The organism is Streptomyces sp. RKAG290 (assembly GCF_023701695.1).
Taxonomy (GTDB): Bacteria; Actinomycetota; Actinomycetes; order Streptomycetales; family Streptomycetaceae; genus Streptomyces.
In genome coordinates, this window is record NZ_JAJOZC010000001.1 from 2613306 (window position 1) to 2629246 (window position 15941).

Below are 15941 nucleotides of genomic sequence, written 5' to 3' on the forward strand. Positions count from 1 at the left end.
CCATGCTGTTTGTACGGTCATACGAAAGAAGTACGCCCCCCGATACGGGGAACTCTACGAACGAGCCGACCGTCAGCAACGATACCGGCACCTTGCGAGGCCCCTGCGGGACGGGGGTGAAGGACCGGGGGCCGCCGGCTCGACGGGAGCGGGCGGTCCCGGGGTGGCAGCTGTCGGCCACCACGCCTGTACTCCCAGCTTTCGGCCCCTCCTCGCCGGGAGGTAGCGTCAGGGACAGCGAGCCGTCCGCAGGGCGGAAATGACGAGATGGGGAAGACGTTCACCATATGCCGGACCGACGCCGCCGCACCGCCTTCCGCCACCCGCTGCCCGAGCCGGCCTCCCTGCTGATGCGGGAGCGCCAGTCCCCCACGCCGGGCCCCTCTTCTTCCTCCTCCTCTGACTCTTCGTCCGCCTCTTCGCCGTCGGGGTCCGGGTCCTCGGGCTCCTCCGGAGCCCGCCCCGAGGACGACAACCCCTTCGCCCCGCCGCCGGAGAACCGCCCCGACCAGCCGTGGCAGCCGCGCCACCCGGTCAACGGCGACAGCAACGGCAACGGCAACGGCGAGGGCGGGGACGGCGGGGACGCACCCGAGGACGGGTCCGCGGACAAGCGGCCCGTCTGGGGCAGCCAGTGGAGCAGCCACCAGCCCGGGCGCCAGAGCGGCGGCTTCGGCGGCGGGCCCGCCGGTCCGAACGGCCCCACCGGGCCGAACGGACAGGGCGGCGGCCGGGGCGGACCGGAAGGCAGCTCCGGCGGCATGCGCTGGGACCCGACCGACCCGGTCCAGCGCCGCGCCCGCTACGCACTGCTCTCCGGTATGTGGGCCTTCTTCTTCGCGCTCTTCGATCTCCCGGAGATCGCCCTGCTGCTGGGCGCGCTCGCGACCTACTGGTCCATCAGCGCGCTCCGGGCCAAGCCGAAGGCCCCGTCGGCCACCGGGGAGGGGGCCGGATCGGCTACGGCTCCCCGTGCCGATCCCTTCGGTCCCGGGCCCGGTGCCGCTTCCGGGCCGGACCAGGCACCGGGATCCGCGGCCGCACCGGCAGCGCCCGGCACCGGCCTCGTCCAACGCGGCAGCCGGCAGCAGACGACGGCCGCGGTCAGCGGTCTGGTCACGGCGCTGATCGCCCTGGCGATCGTCGCGACGTCGTTCACGGTGCAGCTGGTCTACCGGGACTACTACACCTGCGTGAACGACGCCCTCACCAAGTCGGGCCAGCTCTCCTGCAACGATCTGCTTCCGAAGCCGCTGGAACCCCTCTTCGGCGTCAAGAAGTAGCGTCCGCCGGCGGTTCGCCCGGCCCGGCCTCCGCCGGCCCGGCCGAACCCTCGTCGGACCCCTTCGCGTGCCAGGGGTCCGTCGGCAGGAAGTCGTACGGATCGAAGTCCTCGTCATCCGGGTCGCCCCGGTCCGGCCGCGCGGTGGGGCGACCCGGCACCGATGCGGACGCGGATGCGGATGCGGGACCGTGGTCGGGAGCGGAGTCCGCGCCGGCGTCCGTCTCCGGTGCCGCCTTTCGGCGACTCAGCCACTGCCACCCCTTTCGGTGGCTCCGCCACTGCCACCACCTGCGCGCGGCAGGCCCGGCCTCCTCGCCCGCCTCCCCCGTCCCCGGCTTCTCTCGCGCGGCATCCGGACCGCCGGCCGCCGCCTCGGCCTCCGGCTGGCCGGGTGCCGTGCGCACACGCAGCCGCCAGGCCCGCAGCAGCAGCGCCGCCGGGACACCCAGTCCCGCCGTCCACACCAGGGCCGCTGCCCCCGTCAGCCACCACACGGGGCCGAACTCCGCCAGTGCATGGGTCCCCAGCGGTCCGCCGGCCGCCGCCGCCAGCAGCGCCGCGCCGATCCCGCACCCGAGCGCCCCCAGCGCGGCGGTGAGTGCGGTCTCCCGCAGACTCCACGCCTCCTCGCGCACCCCGTGGGCGGGCGCCGCCCGTCGTACGGTGAACCAGGCGATCGTGAGCGCGGCGGCGACCGGCACCGCGGCGGCCGCCCAGTTCAGCGGTGTCCCCGCACCCCCGGCCGGCAACGCGGCCAGCAGCGGGAAGTCCGGCAGCGCCGGCCGGCCCTCGAAGGCCATCGGGGTGGCCGTGGAGGCGGTACCGACCGCGAACCCGGGCCCGAGCCCGTACGCGGCACCCCACACCGCCGCGTTCGGCACCAGCAGCAGGGCCAGCAGCAGCACCGCGATCCGCCCGGCCCACTCACCGGAGAGCCGCAGGAAGGATTCCTGGACCGGCTCCGCGTGCCACACGAGCGCCGCCGCGACCACGAGTGCGCCGCCACCGAGCAGGACCATCACCCCGGCCGCCGCGGACCGGCCCACCACGTCCGCCCGCCGCACGAACCGGGAGCGTGCCATCGCCTCGTGCAGCCGCACCGGCGCCCAGGACGGCGGCGGCCCGAGCGGGCGCCCGGCGGCCGTCCACACCCCGGCCGCCGCCGCACCCGCCACCACGACCACCGACGGGAACAGCAGAGAGAGCGGGGTGGCGGACAGCGACGCGCCCCGCGCATAGAGCGCGACCGCCGCCCCGACGAGCAGATAGCCGCCCGCCACCAGGGCGAACGCGCTCCCGGGCGAGGGGGCGCCGCGGCCCTCGTCGGGTTCCAGCACGTCCCTGGCCGCGCGGTGCACCAGCCAGACCGGCAGGGCCCCGAGCAGCAGGGGGACGACGCCGACGGGTGCCGGGGCACCGGTCAGGGTGTCGGTTCTGATCAGTTCGGCGCCGTGCGCGAGCAGCCAGAGGCCGGCGGCCGCATGCAGGGCCTCGCCGGGACCGCTGACGGAGTCCGGGGAACTGATCCACAGCACCATGACGGACATGGCGACGGAGCCCAGTCCGAGCCCGGCCGCGACCGCCCCACGCAGCAGCGCCGAGGCCAGTACGGCCGACCGCCCCTGCTCTGCCGACAACGACGGGCTGCGTTCGGTCACTTGGGTCACGCCGCAATGCTCCCAACGACACGCGCTTATTCCGTGTAACGGGCGAATGGCCGTTGTGTCGCTCAATATACGTTTATGTACTTTTTCACCCAGTGCAGGCCGTGCGGGGAGCCCTCATGACGCAGAGCACGACCGGCACGGCCGCTGCCCATCCGCTCCCCTCGCCCAAGGAGCGCCGCAGGCTGCGGGAGGCGAAGTCACTGAGTGAGGAGCAGGTCGCAGCGGCTGTGGGGGTCACCCGGGCCACGGTCCGGGCCTGGGAAACGGGCCGCACCAGTCCGCGGGGTCGCAAGCGCGAGGCGTACGCCAGGCTGATCGGATCCAGCGGCGCGCAGTCCGCTCCCGCCACCTCCGACGTCAAGCCGGAGGCTCCGGACAACTGGTCGAAGGCTGCCGCCGAACAGGCGGCCCGCCCGGCGGCGCCCGCAGCGGCCGGGCAGCCCGCCGAGTCCGCACCCCCCGCGGCCGAGCCCGTGACGCCGTCGCCGCAGCCCCTCCCGCCGGCCCCCGTCGAAGCCACCGGGAGCGACGCCATGGCCACGACCGACACCGGGACCACACCCGACCCGCCCGACGTGGGCGGGGCCACGCCCACAGGTCCCGCCACCCCCGGCGACAGCGCCGGCGACGGTGGCGGTGGCGTTGGCGGTGGCGGCGAGGGCGGCGGTGAGCACGAGGGCAGCGGCGAGGGCGTGACCGAGGCCGGGCTCTCGCCCGACGAGGCGTTCGACGCCCTGTACCGGCACGCCGCGGCCGCGCTGTTCCGGCAGACGTATCTGCTGACCGGCCGCCGCAACCTCTCCCGCGAGGCCGTCGCCAAGGCCTTCGAGCTGGCCTGGCAGCGCTGGCCGGAGGTCGCCGTGGACCGGGACCCGGTGGGCTGGGTACGCGCGGCCGCCTACGAGCACGCGATGTCGCCGTGGCACCGGTTGCGGCGCGAACACCGCCGTCCCGATCCGCCCCCCGAGGCACCCGGCCCGCGCGCCCTGCTCGACGCGCTGCTGGCCCTGCCGCCCTCTTACCGGCGCACGCTGCTGCTCCACGACGGTGTCGGGCTGGGACTGCCGGAGACCGCGGCGGAGACGGAGGCGAGCACTCCGGCAGCGGCGGGGCGGCTGGTGACCGCGCGGGCGGCCGTCGCCGAGCAGCTGCCCGAGCTGGCGAAGCCGGCGTCGCCGGACGAGCAGTCCGCGCTGCTGCACGAGCGGCTCGGCGCACTCGCCCTCGCCCAGCCCGCCTCCTCGCTGCCGGTGCCTGAGCTGATCCGTACCGGGAGCGAACGCAAGGCGCAGCTCTGGACGCGGGCAGCCATCGCGTTCACCGTGCTGCTGATCGGCCTGACGCTGATCACCCTGGCCACGGCTCCGAGGGAGTACCGGACACCCGATTCACCCGCGCAGCGGGTCGGCGGTGTGCCGCCGCGAGGCGGTCCGCAGAAGCTGACGCCGCAGGACAGGAAGGTGCAGAAGAAGCTCGGCAGCGAGCTCGTGCGCGGTCCCGCCCGGCTGGTTCCCGGCGTCGGCTGACCCGGGCACTGCGCACAGAGAAGCGGGCCCGTCCCCCCTGATCGGGGGTACGGGCCCGCTTCTCTGTGCGGTGACGCGTTCCTGCGGTGGTGCTCCGACGCGGTGAGGCGTCAGGCGCCGAGGATCTCGCGTGCCAGCTTGGCGGTCTCGGTCGGCGTCTTGCCGACCTTGACGCCGGCGGCCTCGAGGGCCTCCTTCTTCGCCTGCGCGGTGCCGGAGGAGCCGGAGACGATGGCGCCGGCGTGGCCCATGGTCTTGCCCTCGGGGCGGTGAAGCCCGCGACGTAACCGACGACCGGCTTGGTGACGTTCTTCGCGATGAAGTCCGCCGCACGCTCCTCGGCGTCGCCGCCGATCTCGCCGATCATGACGATCAGGTCGGTCTCGGGGTCGGCCTCGAACGCCGCGAGGGCGTCGATGTGCGTCGTACCGATGACCGGGTCGCCACCGATGCCGACGGCGGACGAGAAGCCGATGTCACGGAGCTCGTACATCATCTGGTAGGTCAGCGTGCCGGACTTCGACACGAGACCGATGCGGCCGGGCTTGGTGATGTCGCCCGGGATGATGCCGGCGTTGGACTGACCGGGGGTGATCAGGCCGGGGCAGTTCGGACCGATGATCCGGGTCTTGTTGCCCTTCGCGTTGGCGTACGCCCAGAAGGCGGCCGAGTCGTGAACGGCGATGCCCTCGGTGATGACGACGGCCAGCGGGATCTCGGCGTCGATCGCCTCGACGACGGCGGCCTTCGAGAAGGCCGGCGGCACGAAGAGGACGGACACGTTCGCGCCGGTCTTCTCGATCGCTTCCTTGACGGAACCGAAGACCGGGACCTCGTTGCCGTCGAAGTCGACGGAGGTGCCGGCCTTGCGCGGGTTCACGCCGCCGACGATGTTGGTGCCGTCGGCGAGCATGAGCTTGGTGTGCTTCATGCCCGTCGCGCCGGTCATCCCCTGGACGATGACCTTGCTGTCCTTGGTGAGGAAGATAGCCATGGTGGTCTGAGTCCCTCTTCCTTACTTCGCAGCCGCGGCGAGCTCGGCGGCCTTGTCGGCCGCGCCGTCCATGGTGTCCACACGCTGAACGAGCGGGTGGTTGGCGTCGGAGAGGATCTTGCGACCCAGCTCCGCGTTGTTGCCGTCAAGGCGCACGACGAGCGGCTTGGTGACCGCCTCGCCCTTGGTCTTGAGCAGCTCGAGCGCCTGGACGATGCCGTTGGCGACCTCGTCGCAGGCGGTGATGCCGCCGAAGACGTTGACGAAGACGGACTTGACGTCCGGGTCGCCGAGGATGATCTCGAGGCCGTTCGCCATGACCTCCGCGGAGGCGCCGCCACCGATGTCGAGGAAGTTGGCGGGCTTCACGTTGCCGTGGACCTCACCGGCGTACGCGACGACGTCCAGGGTCGACATGACCAGACCGGCACCGTTACCGATGATGCCGACCTCGCCGTCGAGCTTGACGTAGTTGAGGTTCTTGGCCTTGGCAGCAGCCTCGAGCGGGTTGGCTGCGGCCTTGTCCTCGAGCGCCTCGTGCTCCGGCTGACGGAAGTCGGCGTTCTCGTCGAGAGACACCTTGCCGTCCAGGGCCAGGATCCGGCCGTCCTTGGTCTTCACCAGCGGGTTGACCTCGACGAGGAGGGCGTCCTCGGCGACGAAGGTGTCCCACAGGGTCACCATGGCCTCGGCGACACCCTCGGCCACGTCGGCCGGGAACTTCGCCTGGGCCACGATCTCGCGGGCCTTGACGATGTCAACCCCGTCGACGGCGTTGACCGGGACCTTCGCGAGGGCCTCGGGGGTCTTCTCCGCGACCTCCTCGATGTCCATGCCGCCCTGCACCGAGGCCATGGCCAGGAAGGTGCGGTTGGTGCGGTCGAGGAGGTACGAGACGTAGTACTCCGCCTCGATCTCCGGGGACAGCTCGGCGATCATCACCTTGTGGACCGTGTGGCCCTTGATGTCCATGCCGAGGATGTCGGTCGCCCGGGCGACCGCCTCGTCGGGGTCGGCGGCCAGCTTGACGCCACCGGCCTTGCCTCGGCCGCCGACCTTCACCTGCGCCTTGACGACCGACTTGCCGCCCAGCCGCTCGGTCGCCTCGCGGGCTGCCTCAGGCGTCTCGATCACTTCACCGGCCAGCACCGGTACACCGTGCTTGGCGAAGAGGTCCCTCGCCTGGTACTCGAACAGGTCCACGCGCGTCCGTCCCTTATCAAATGGTCTCGCGGTTGGTTTTCTGCGTGGGCGTGCCGCGAGGGGCAACGTGACTGCTCTGTCACAAGGAAGGCGCACACGGTGACCGAATACGCGGCATGTCCGTCTCGCAGGTTATCCCCGAGCCCCGCAGGACCCTAAATCGCAGATCACACCTGGGCGGTGATTACGGTCACAGATCGCGCTGGTGGCCGGGTCGCAGTGGACAAAACGGCACCGCACCACGCCGGCCGGCCACCGGTGGACCGGGCGGCGTCCCCTGGTCCGGACCTGTGGGGACCGGACCGGGGGAGGCCGCCCGGCACGTCACCGGGCTCGGTTCCCGGTGCTACGGGTGGCGCGCGGGGAGTCTCAGATGCCCTGCACCGGGTATGCCGGAGCCACCGACGGCAGCGCCGCGAGGGTGCCGGAGACGTAGTCGGGCGTGACCGAGGTCAGGCCCTGGGCGCCGTACGCCGCGTTCGCCACGGTCGGACGGGCGTCGTCGCCGACGGTGCCCACGAGACCGCCCGCGAAGGGCCGGGCCTCGGCGCCGACGCCCTGTGCCAGCGGCATCACCCGGGTGGTCACCCCTGCGCGAACGGGCCGACCGCGTCGCCCGTCAGGCCCTGGGCCAGCGGCGGGACCTCGGAGACGACACCCTCGGCGAACGGCTGGACCGCGCCGGTCACTCCGTACGCCAGCGGCTGCACCTCGGTCGTCACGCCCTGCACGAACGGCGCGGCGGCGTGCGTCACGACTCCGTCGGCGAACGGCGTGACCTCGCCGACGACTCCCTGGACGAGGGTGGAGACATCACCGAGCGCCTGTCCGACGACCGGCAGCACCCCGGAGACGACATCGGCGACGACGGGCGGCAGCACGGCGTCGGAGGTCTGCCCGACGACCGGTGCGGCCTGGGTGAGGGCGCCCTCGGTGGTGGCCTTGGCCGTGCTCCGCGTCGTGGACAGGGCCGTGTCGACGCCGGTGTCCAGCGCGCCGGGGGCGGCTGTCCGCAGGTGGTCCGGGCCGTAGCCGGGGAGCTGCTCGATCGGGCCGAAGAGGTAGTCGACCGGCGCCTCGGGGGCGGGCGTGCCGAAGTGGCTGCCGGTGACCCTGTCCGCGGTGGTGCCTGCGGCCTTCTCGACGGCGCCCGTCACCTGGTCCCCGGCCTCCGGGGTGTGACCGGCGAGGCCGGCCCGGTCGGCCGCGTGGCCGGCCGCGGCGTTCCGGACCGCGGCCCTCGCGTCGGCTGTCGCGTCGGCCGCCTTGGCCTGTGCGGTGTCCGTGAGTCCCTCGGCCTTGCCGACGACGTCGTCGCCGTCGACACCGTTGATCACGTCGGCGACATCGGAGACGTCGGCCGCGTGGTCGGGGGTGGACAGCGGGAGGGAAACGGGCAGTTCGTCCGCGCTGGCGGCGGCGGTGCCGAGGGCCCACATACCGGTGGCGGTTGCGGCGACGGCTATGGAACGGCGGATGTTCTTGTGCATGTGTGTGTCAGATCCTTCGAATTCATGTCTTGATCCGGAGCACGTCCGGACGGCGGGCAGACCTGTTCCGCCCCCGCGCGGCAGGTCGGGGCGGGGGAAGGGTCTGCCCTAGCCGGGGAATTCGAGGATGTCGGCCGACCTGTCACGGACCGGCGCGACGGTCGCCGGGAGACCGGCGCCGCGGACGAGCCCGAAGGAGGTGTCGCCCGTTCCGGAGACGGCGGGCTGGTCACCACCGCGGGGGTGATGGACCTCGGCGGACGCGGAACCGCCCTGCTCACCACCGGGACCGAGGGGCTCCCGATGCACCGGCCGGGGGTCGGTCGCGACTGCCCGGTGAGCGGCGCCCGCCGCCTCGCGCGGAACGGGGAACCCGTCCCGCGCGAGGTACGCCGGGGACATCGGCACGGCTGCGGGTCGCGCCACTGCCGGGCGCCGGGCGGCACTGTCGGCCGCGCCCGGTGCCGGGTACGCGCCTGCGACCGGGGCCTCCGGGGTGGCCGGCAGCGGCGTGCCCGGGAGCGGGAGTCCTGGCAACGGCAGTTCCGGGAGCGGAAGTCCCGGCAACGGCAGTTCCGGCAGGGGCAGTACGCCCGCGAGCGGCCGGGTGGCCGGACGGGTGGTGTCGAGGACGGCGGTGACGGCCGCGTCGAGAGCCTTCCCGGCGACCTGACCGCCGGGCCGGGCCAGTTGCCGGACCGGCTTGGCGACGGGACGGACCACGTCCCGGGCCGGCTGCACCACCGGACGGACCGTGTCACGCACCGGGCCGGCGGCCGGGCGGACGGCTGCGGACGCGGGCCCGGCCCCGGCTGCAGGCGTGGGCTGGGCGGCCGGGGCCACCTGCTCATGCTCCGCGACCGGGGCGGCCGGTGCTGACGGGACGGCAGGTGCTCCCGAGTCGGCCACTGCTCCCGAGTCGGACTTGCCCACAGCCGAGTCCGACGTGTGCGCAGCCGAAGCCGACTCGCGTACGGCGGGGACCGATTCGCGCGTACCCGCAGCGGACCCGCGTACAGCGGAGGCCGATTCGCGCACGTCCGATGCGGACCCGCTCGCAGCCGCACCCGCCGCGGACGTGGCGCCGCGCAGCTGTGGCAGCGGCTGTTGTTCCGCGTGGGCCCGGGTTCCGAAGAGCAGGCCCAGTGCCAGCAGACCGCCGACGAAGAGCACCACCTGCAGCGCACGCCGACCGGCCGGCCCGCGCCGGGGCGCGGGTCGCTGGCTGGACGGACAACTGCCGTGGTCACGCGGGAATGAGTCCTCTCCGGATTCCGCGTACGCGGAATACATCCCTCCGCGTACGACGGGACGATGCTTGCACGAGTCGCCCGGGGTCACGCAAGTCCCCTGTTACTGATGGGTCTCCTTGTCCGGTATGGGCAGTGCCCGCTTCTCGATCGCGGCCGCCATCACGTCCGGGAAGAGGTCGGGCGTACAGGCGAAGGCCGGAGCGCCGAGCGCGGCGAGTGCCGTCGCGTGGTCGCGGTCGTAGGCGGGTGCGCCCTCGTCGGAGAGGGCGAGCAGGGTCACGAACTGCACCCCGGACGCCTTCATCGCCGCGACCCGCTTCAGCATCTCGTTGCGGATGCCGCCCTCGTAGAGGTCGCTGATGAGTACGACGACGGTGTCGGCGGGGCGGCTGATTCTGGACTGGCAGTAGGCGAGTGCCCGGTTGATGTCGGTGCCGCCGCCTAGCTGGGTGCCGAAGAGCACGTCGACGGGGTCGTCGAGCTGGTCGGTGAGATCGACGACGGCCGTGTCGAAGACGACGAGCCTGGTCCGCAGGGAGCGCATGGAGGCGAGCACGGCGCCGAAGACCGAGGCGTACACCACGGAGGCCGCCATCGAACCGGACTGGTCGATGCAGAGGATGACCTCCTTCTTCACCGATTGCGCGGCGCGCCCGTAGCCGATGAGCCGCTCCGGCACGATCGTGCCGGCCCCGTCCTCCCCGGCAGGAGCAGGTAGTTCTTGAGGTTGGCCCGGATGGTGCGGTTCCAGTCGATGTCGTGGTGGCGCGGGCGGCTGATCTTCGCGGAGCGGTCCAGCGCCCCCGTGAGCGCGGCCCGGGTGCGGTTGGTGAGCCGGCTCTCCAGTTGCTCGACGACCTTGCGCACCACGGCGCGCGCGGTCTCCTTCGTCGTCTCGGGCATGACCTTGTTGAGCGAGAGCAGGGTGCCGACAAGATGGACGTCCGCCTCCACGGCCTCCAGCATCTCCGGTTCGAGCAGGAGCGCGGAGAGTCCGAGGCGGTCGATGGCGTCGCGCTGCATGACCTGGACGACGGAGCTCGGGAAGTACGTACGGATGTCGCCGAGCCAGCGGGCCACGGAGGGCGCCGAGGCGCCCAGTCCGGCCGAGCGACCGCTGCCGCCGCGGCCGCCCGTCCTGCCTCCGCCCTCGTACAGCGCGGTCAAGGCGCTGTCCATCGCGGCGTCGCGTCCGGTGAGCGTGCAGCCGGTGCTCTCCGCACTGTCCGCGCCGAGCACCATGCGCCAGCGCCGCAGCCGTTCGCCCTCGTCCGCGACGCGCGCCGGGGGCGCTGTCAGGGTGGTGGCCCCTCCGCCGTCGCGGCTGCGGTGCCGGCGGAGGTGTTCGCGGCCTCGGTGCTGTCGGTCGTCATCCCGTTGCCCCCAGCGGCTCGTCGGTGGTCTGGTGTCCCGCTGCGGACCGGGCCGCGCCCGCCTCCGCATGCGAATCCGCAGCCGGATACGCGTCCGTATGCGCGTCCAGTCCGAGCAGGAGGCGGAGTACCGGCACCACCGCGTCCGCGCGTGGGCCGTCGAGGACGGGACCGAATCCGGGTGCCGTCGTCCCGCCGCCCGGAACCGTGCCGGTGCGCGCCGCTCCCCCGGCGGCGGCCGGTCCGCGTCGGACGAGCTCGCCCAGCGTGCGCCGGACGCCTGACTCGTACGCCGAGAAGGTGCGGCGCAGCAGGGGAAGCACATCGGTGAAGGTGTCGGTGGGAACCCCGGTGAGCCAGGCGTCGACCAGGGCGAGCAGCCTCTCGTCGTGGACCAGGAGCATGCCGCCGCCTGCCGCCCCGCCGACGAAGCCCTCGATCCAGGCCGCGGCGTCGGCGGGCGGTGTGCCGGGGGACAGGGCCAGGCTCATCAGCCTGGCCGCGTCGTCCTGTGCGAGGTGCCCGTCGTCGAGCAGCAACCGGGCGGCCCGGCCCCGGATCACGCCCGCGACCGTGTCCCGGGTGGCGAGCTTGTGCAGCGCCGCTCTCCAGCGTTCGCGCAGCCCGTCCGCGTTCGCCGGTACGGCGCCGGCGAGCAGTCCGATCGCCGTGTGGACGCCGTCCACCCGGCGGCGCAGCTCGGCGGCCCCGTCGGCGTCGAGGCCGGTGCAGGCGGGAGGCAGTCCCACGCAGATCCGCTCCGCGAGTCCGGCCGCGACCTCCCCGAGAGCGGCAGTGTCCGTGGACCGGACGTCCCCGTAGCGCAGGGTGCGCGCCAGGGAGGGCAGGGCGTCGGCGAGATGACCGACGTCCGTGTCGAGCGCGGCGCGGTCGGCGAGCACTCGCATCACGACGGGCAGTGCGTCGGGGAGTTCGGCCAGCAGGCACCGTTCGGCGAGTGCCGTCACCTCGGCGAGGGCGGTGGCCGCCAGGGCGTCCGACTCGGCCCGGGCGGTCGCGGCGGAGAGCACGGTGGTCCCCCATACGCCCGCCTCCGCGACGCGTACGTACAACTCGGGCTCCCAGTGCAGCCGCCAGCTCTCCCGGAAGGTGCCGGTGCTCCCCCGGCCTTCGGTGGGTTCGCCCCAGCCGACGCCGAGGAGCCGCAGCCGGTGCAGCAGCCGACTGCGGGCGGCGTCGGTGTCCTTGCGGAGGTCGAGCTCCATCTCCCTTTCGGCCGCCTCCGGTTTGAGGCGGAGAGTGCGCTGCTGCCGGGTGAGATCGCGCTGGAGCGGGACGGCGGGCGCGGTGTCCGGCACCTCGCCGAGGGCGCCACCGACGATCAGCCGGTCCCGGACGAGTGCGAGCGGCATGTCGGAGCCCTCGCACATCACGGCCCGGACCGCGTCGGTCGTCTCGCTCAGCCCGGCCAGCGGCCGGCCCCGCATGGCGGCGAGGGTCTCGGCGAGCCGGACGGCCTCGATGACGTGGGCGGAGGACACGAACCGGTCCTCGTCGCGCAGGAGCCCCGCGACCTTGGTCATCCAGCGTTCGATCGGGCGGTCCGGGGCGGCGAAGAGGTGTGCGTACCAGCCGGGTGAGTCGATCCCCGCCCCGTACCCGCTGTGCCGGGCGAGCCGGTGGTGGGTCCAGGGCACCCACGTCAGTTCGGCCTTGACCTTGGGCAGTCCCTTGAGGAGAGCCCGGTCGGCGGCGAGTGTCGTCCTCGCTTCGAGCGCCGGCACGTGCCAGGCGCCGCAGACCACGGCGACGCCGTCCCCGAACTCCTTGCGCGCCGCGCGCAACTGGATCCGCATGTACGCCTCGCGGACCCCGTCCCGGGGGTGGCCGCCGTCCCCGTACACCTCGCGCAGGGCGGTCATCGCCTCGCCGAGGGCGGCGAAGGGTGCCAACGGGTCACCGGGTCCGCCGTCGTGGGCGCGGTGTTCGACGACGTCCTCCCACCAGCGTTCGGGGTCGTCGTAGCCCGCGGTCTCGGCCAGTAGCCGGACGGGGTCGAGCGGCACGGCCGCCGGGCCCGCGTCCTCGGCCTGTTCGGTCGGCCCCCCGCGCTCCTCCTCCTCCGTCATGGCCAGGGAGTGGGCGGCCGGCAGGTCGATGAAGCGGACCGGCACGCCGTGGGCCAGGGCCCAGCGGATCGCGACCCATTCGGGGAGAACTCGGCGAGCGGCCAGAAGGCAGCCCGTCCGGGGTCGTCCACCGCATGGGCGAGCAGCGCGACGGGCGGCCGCATCTGCTCGTCGGCGGCGAGCGGCAGCAGCGCGTCGCCCTCGGGCGGGCCCTCGACGAGTACCGCGCGCGGGCGGGCGGCGTCCAGTGCGGCGCCGACGGCGCGGGCCGAGCCGGGGCCGTGGTGCCGCACCCCCAGCAGCAGCGGCCCGCCGGGGCGCGGGGTGCCGGTCATACGGAGGCCTCACGGCAGGCGCGGTAGAAGTCCTTCCAGCCGTCCCGCTCGCGCACCACGGTCTCCAGGTACTCCTGCCAGACCACCCGGTCGGCCGCCGGGTCCCGGACGACCGCGCCGAGGATGCCGGCCGCGACGTCACCGGGGCGCAGCACCCCGTCACCGAAGTGCGCGGCGAGCGCGAGGCCGTTGGTGACGACGGAGATGGCCTCGGCCGTGGACAGCGTCCCGGAAGGGGACTTGAGCTTGGTGCGGCCGTCGGTGGTGACCCCGTCGCGCAGCTCGCGGAAGACGGTGACCACGCGGCGGATCTCCGCGAGGCCGTCGGGCGCGGACGGCAGGTCGAGCGAGCGGCCGACCTGGTCGACGCGCCGGGCGACGATGTCGACCTCCGCCTCGGGTGTCGCCGGCAGCGGCAGGACCACGGTGTTGAACCGGCGGCGCAGCGCGCTGGACAGTTCGTTGACCCCGCGGTCGCGGTCGTTGGCCGTGGCGATGACGTTGAAACCGCGGACGGCCTGCACCTCCTGGCCCAGTTCGGGCAGGGGCAGCGTCTTCTCCGACAGGATGGTGATCAGCGAGTCCTGCACATCGGCGGGGATGCGGGTGAGTTCCTCGATGCGGGCGGTCATGCCCTCGGACATGGCGCGCATCAGCGGGCTGGGGACCAGCGCCTTGCGGCTGGGGCCGTGCGCGAGCAGCTCCGCGTAATTCCACCCGTAGCGGACCGCTTCCTCGGGTGTGCCCGCCGTGCCCTGGACGAGGAGGGTCGAGTCGCCGCTGACGGCGGCGGCGAGATGCTCGGAGACCCAGGTCTTGGCGGTGCCTGGTACGCCGAGGAGCAGCAGTGCCCGGTCGGTGGCGAGCGTGGTGACGGCGACTTCGACGAGGCGGCGCGGGCCCACGTACTTGGGTGTGATCACCGTCCCGTCCGACAGGGTGCCGCCGAGCAGATACGTGGCGACGGCCCAGGGCGACAGCAGCCAACGGGCGGGCCGCGGGCGGTCGTCGGCGGCCGCGAGTGCCTTCAGCTCGTCGGCGAAGGCGTCCTCGGCATGTGGACGCAGCGCCTCGGCGCCTGCGGTTGCGGTGGTTTCGGACACGGTCATGGAACCCCCTCCAGATCGGTCGACCCGATGTGGTTCCCACGGTGCACCATGGCACTGACAATCGGCCTTCCCGCAGGTCGGAGCCGGTTGTCAGTGGTGCGGCCTACCGTCGTTCCCATGCTGCTGACTGACGGGGGAGAACCCTTGCGCACCGCCGCTGCGGCGGCGCGCTGGACGGTGGAGCAGGTCCTGGCCCTGGCTCCTGACGACGCTTCACGCAAGGCGGGGAACAAGCTCGGTTCGGCCGGGCCGTGGTCGGACACCGGGTGGGACGGTCCGGGTGCGGTGTGGGGTCTGTGCCGGGGCAGCGGGAGCAAGCCGTACCGGACGGTGATCGACACCACCGGCCCCGCGTACAAGTGCAGTTGCCCCAGCCGGAAGTTCCCCTGCAAGCACGCGCTGGGCCTGTTGCTGCTCCGGGCGTCCGACGAAACGGCGGTTCCGGCCGCCGACCCGCCGGACTGGGCCGGTGAGTGGCTGGACGGCCGCCGCCGCCGCGCGGAGGCGGCGAAGGCTGAGGGGCGGCCGGACGGCGGTGGCGGTGCGGCGGCCGGGCCCGCCGATCCGGCCGCCGCCCGACGGCGGGCCGAGCGCCGGGCCGAGCGGATCGGCGGGGGTGCGCAGGAGCTGGAGCAGCGCCTGACCGACCTGGTGCGCGGCGGCCTGGCCGCGGCCGAGCAGTCGGGGTACGGGCTGTGGGAGGAGACCGCGGCCCGCATGGTCGACGCACAGGCGCCCGGTCTGGCGGGCCGGGTGCGGGAGTTGGGTGCGATCCCGGCATCAGGGCCGGGCTGGCCGGTCCGGCTGCTGGAGGAGTGCGCGCTGCTGCACCTGCTGGACACGGCCTGGCTGGGCGTCGACCGGCTGCCGGAAGCACTGGCGGCCACGGTCCGCACCCGGGTCGGGCTGACGGCTGCCGCCGAGGGCCCGCCGGTCCGTGACCACTGGCTGGTCCTCGCCCAGTACGACACCCCCGAGGGCAAGATCGTCACCCGCCGCATCTGGCTGTACGGAAGGGAGTCGGGCCGCACCGCGCTGCTGCTGTCCTTCGGGGCCGCCGGCCGCTCCCCCGGGCAGGCCCTGCCCGTCGGCGTGACCATCGACGCCGAGCTCACGCCCTATCCCGGGTCCGGACAGCTACGGGCCGAGCTGGGCCCGCAGTTCGGGCTGCCGGCGCCGGCCGGTCCGCCTCCGCCGGGTGTCACGGTCACCGAGGCGATCGCCGCGTACGGGCGGGCCCTGAGCGACGACCCCTGGCTGGACTCCTGGCCGGTGACCCTGCGCGACGTCATACCCGTGCCGTCGCCGGACGGCTGGCAACTGATCGACGCGGAGGGTCATTCGGGCCTGCCCGTCGCCACCGCCGCGCTGTCCCGGCCCGCGCTGTGGAAGCTCGTCGCGCTCTCCGGGGGCGGCCCGCTCACCGTCTTCGGCGAATGCGGTCACCGTGGCTTCGATCCGCTCGCGACGTGGCCGGCCGCGCGCCAGGAAGGTGACGCGATGCCGATGGCGTCCGCACACACCACGGCGCACACCGAGCCGCACACCACGGCGCACCCCAGGCCGCTCACCACCGAGTCCCTGCCGACCGTGCCGCTCATCTGAACCCTGGAGGA

Annotated in this window: 9 protein-coding genes and 3 pseudogenes; 3 read left to right on the forward strand and 9 right to left on the reverse strand. The window is 73.6% G+C overall.

Annotation, left to right across the window (positions count from 1 at the left end):
* Nucleotides 1-287 precede the first annotated feature (287 nt).
* A complete protein-coding gene (locus tag LNW71_RS11075) occupies nt 288-1283 on the forward strand; it encodes a hypothetical protein (RefSeq protein WP_250968102.1) in 996 nt (331 codons plus the stop codon).
* Here the strand turns inward: LNW71_RS11075 and LNW71_RS11080 are convergent.
* Nucleotides 1273-2943: a DUF6350 family protein gene (locus LNW71_RS11080; protein WP_250971969.1), complete on the reverse strand. Its 1671-nt coding sequence runs from the start codon at nt 2941-2943 to the stop codon at nt 1273-1275. The genes LNW71_RS11075 and LNW71_RS11080 overlap by 11 nt on opposite strands.
* A 125-nt stretch (nt 2944-3068) precedes the next feature.
* Between LNW71_RS11080 and LNW71_RS11085 the strand changes: the two genes are divergently transcribed.
* Entirely contained in the window at nt 3069-4478 is a 1410-nt protein-coding gene (locus LNW71_RS11085) for a helix-turn-helix domain-containing protein (RefSeq protein WP_250968103.1), read from the forward strand.
* 110 nt (nt 4479-4588) lie between these two features.
* On the opposite strand, the pseudogene sucD reads toward LNW71_RS11085, so the two are convergent.
* The 8 genes and pseudogenes from sucD to LNW71_RS11125 form a co-directional block, all read right to left on the reverse strand.
* Nucleotides 4589-5472 (reverse strand): annotated as a pseudogene (sucD, locus tag LNW71_RS11090) (succinate--CoA ligase subunit alpha).
* Nucleotides 5473-5493: 21 nt separating this feature from the next.
* Nucleotides 5494-6675, reverse strand: a complete 1182-nt coding sequence (gene sucC, locus LNW71_RS11095) for an ADP-forming succinate--CoA ligase subunit beta (RefSeq protein WP_250968104.1) — start codon at nt 6673-6675, stop codon at nt 5494-5496.
* A gap of 369 nt (nt 6676-7044) precedes the next feature.
* Nucleotides 7045-7248, reverse strand: a complete 204-nt coding sequence (locus LNW71_RS11100; RefSeq protein WP_250968105.1) for a hypothetical protein — start codon at nt 7246-7248, stop codon at nt 7045-7047.
* Between the two features lie 11 nt (nt 7249-7259).
* Nucleotides 7260-8165 carry a hypothetical protein gene (locus LNW71_RS11105; protein WP_250968106.1) on the reverse strand — a complete coding sequence of 302 codons (906 nt, stop codon included), beginning with the start codon at nt 8163-8165 and terminating at the stop codon, nt 7260-7262.
* Nucleotides 8166-8273: 108 nt separating this feature from the next.
* Nucleotides 8274-9338 (reverse strand): hypothetical protein, encoded by a 1065-nt coding sequence (locus tag LNW71_RS11110; protein WP_250968107.1) that lies wholly within the window; start codon nt 9336-9338, stop codon nt 8274-8276.
* A gap of 180 nt (nt 9339-9518) precedes the next feature.
* Nucleotides 9519-10660 (reverse strand): annotated as a pseudogene (locus LNW71_RS11115) (VWA domain-containing protein).
* Between the two features lie 127 nt (nt 10661-10787).
* Nucleotides 10788-13216 (reverse strand): annotated as a pseudogene (locus LNW71_RS11120) (DUF5682 family protein).
* A complete protein-coding gene (locus tag LNW71_RS11125) occupies nt 13213-14325 on the reverse strand; it encodes an AAA family ATPase (protein WP_250968108.1) in 1113 nt (370 codons plus the stop codon). Before LNW71_RS11125 ends, LNW71_RS11120 begins: the two are co-directional and overlap by 4 nt.
* A gap of 117 nt (nt 14326-14442) precedes the next feature.
* On the opposite strand from LNW71_RS11125, the gene LNW71_RS11130 reads away from it, so the two are divergent.
* Nucleotides 14443-15930, forward strand: a complete 1488-nt coding sequence (locus tag LNW71_RS11130; protein ID WP_250968109.1) for an SWIM zinc finger family protein — start codon at nt 14443-14445, stop codon at nt 15928-15930.
* Nucleotides 15931-15941 lie beyond the last annotated feature (11 nt).

Excerpts from the sequence above, each read along its gene's own strand:
- LNW71_RS11105 (WP_250968106.1), bottom strand. The coding sequence starts at position 8,165 with ATGCACAAGAACATCCGCCGTTCCATAGCCGTCGCCGCAACCGCCACC.
- LNW71_RS11075 (WP_250968102.1), top strand. The coding sequence starts at position 288 with ATGCCGGACCGACGCCGCCGCACCGCCTTCCGCCACCCGCTGCCCGAG.
- LNW71_RS11100 (WP_250968105.1), bottom strand. The coding sequence starts at position 7,248 with ATGCCGCTGGCACAGGGCGTCGGCGCCGAGGCCCGGCCCTTCGCGGGC.
- LNW71_RS11130 (WP_250968109.1), top strand. The coding sequence starts at position 14,443 with ATGCTGCTGACTGACGGGGGAGAACCCTTGCGCACCGCCGCTGCGGCG.
- LNW71_RS11085 (WP_250968103.1), top strand. The coding sequence starts at position 3,069 with ATGACGCAGAGCACGACCGGCACGGCCGCTGCCCATCCGCTCCCCTCG.
- LNW71_RS11125 (WP_250968108.1), bottom strand. The coding sequence starts at position 14,325 with ATGACCGTGTCCGAAACCACCGCAACCGCAGGCGCCGAGGCGCTGCGT.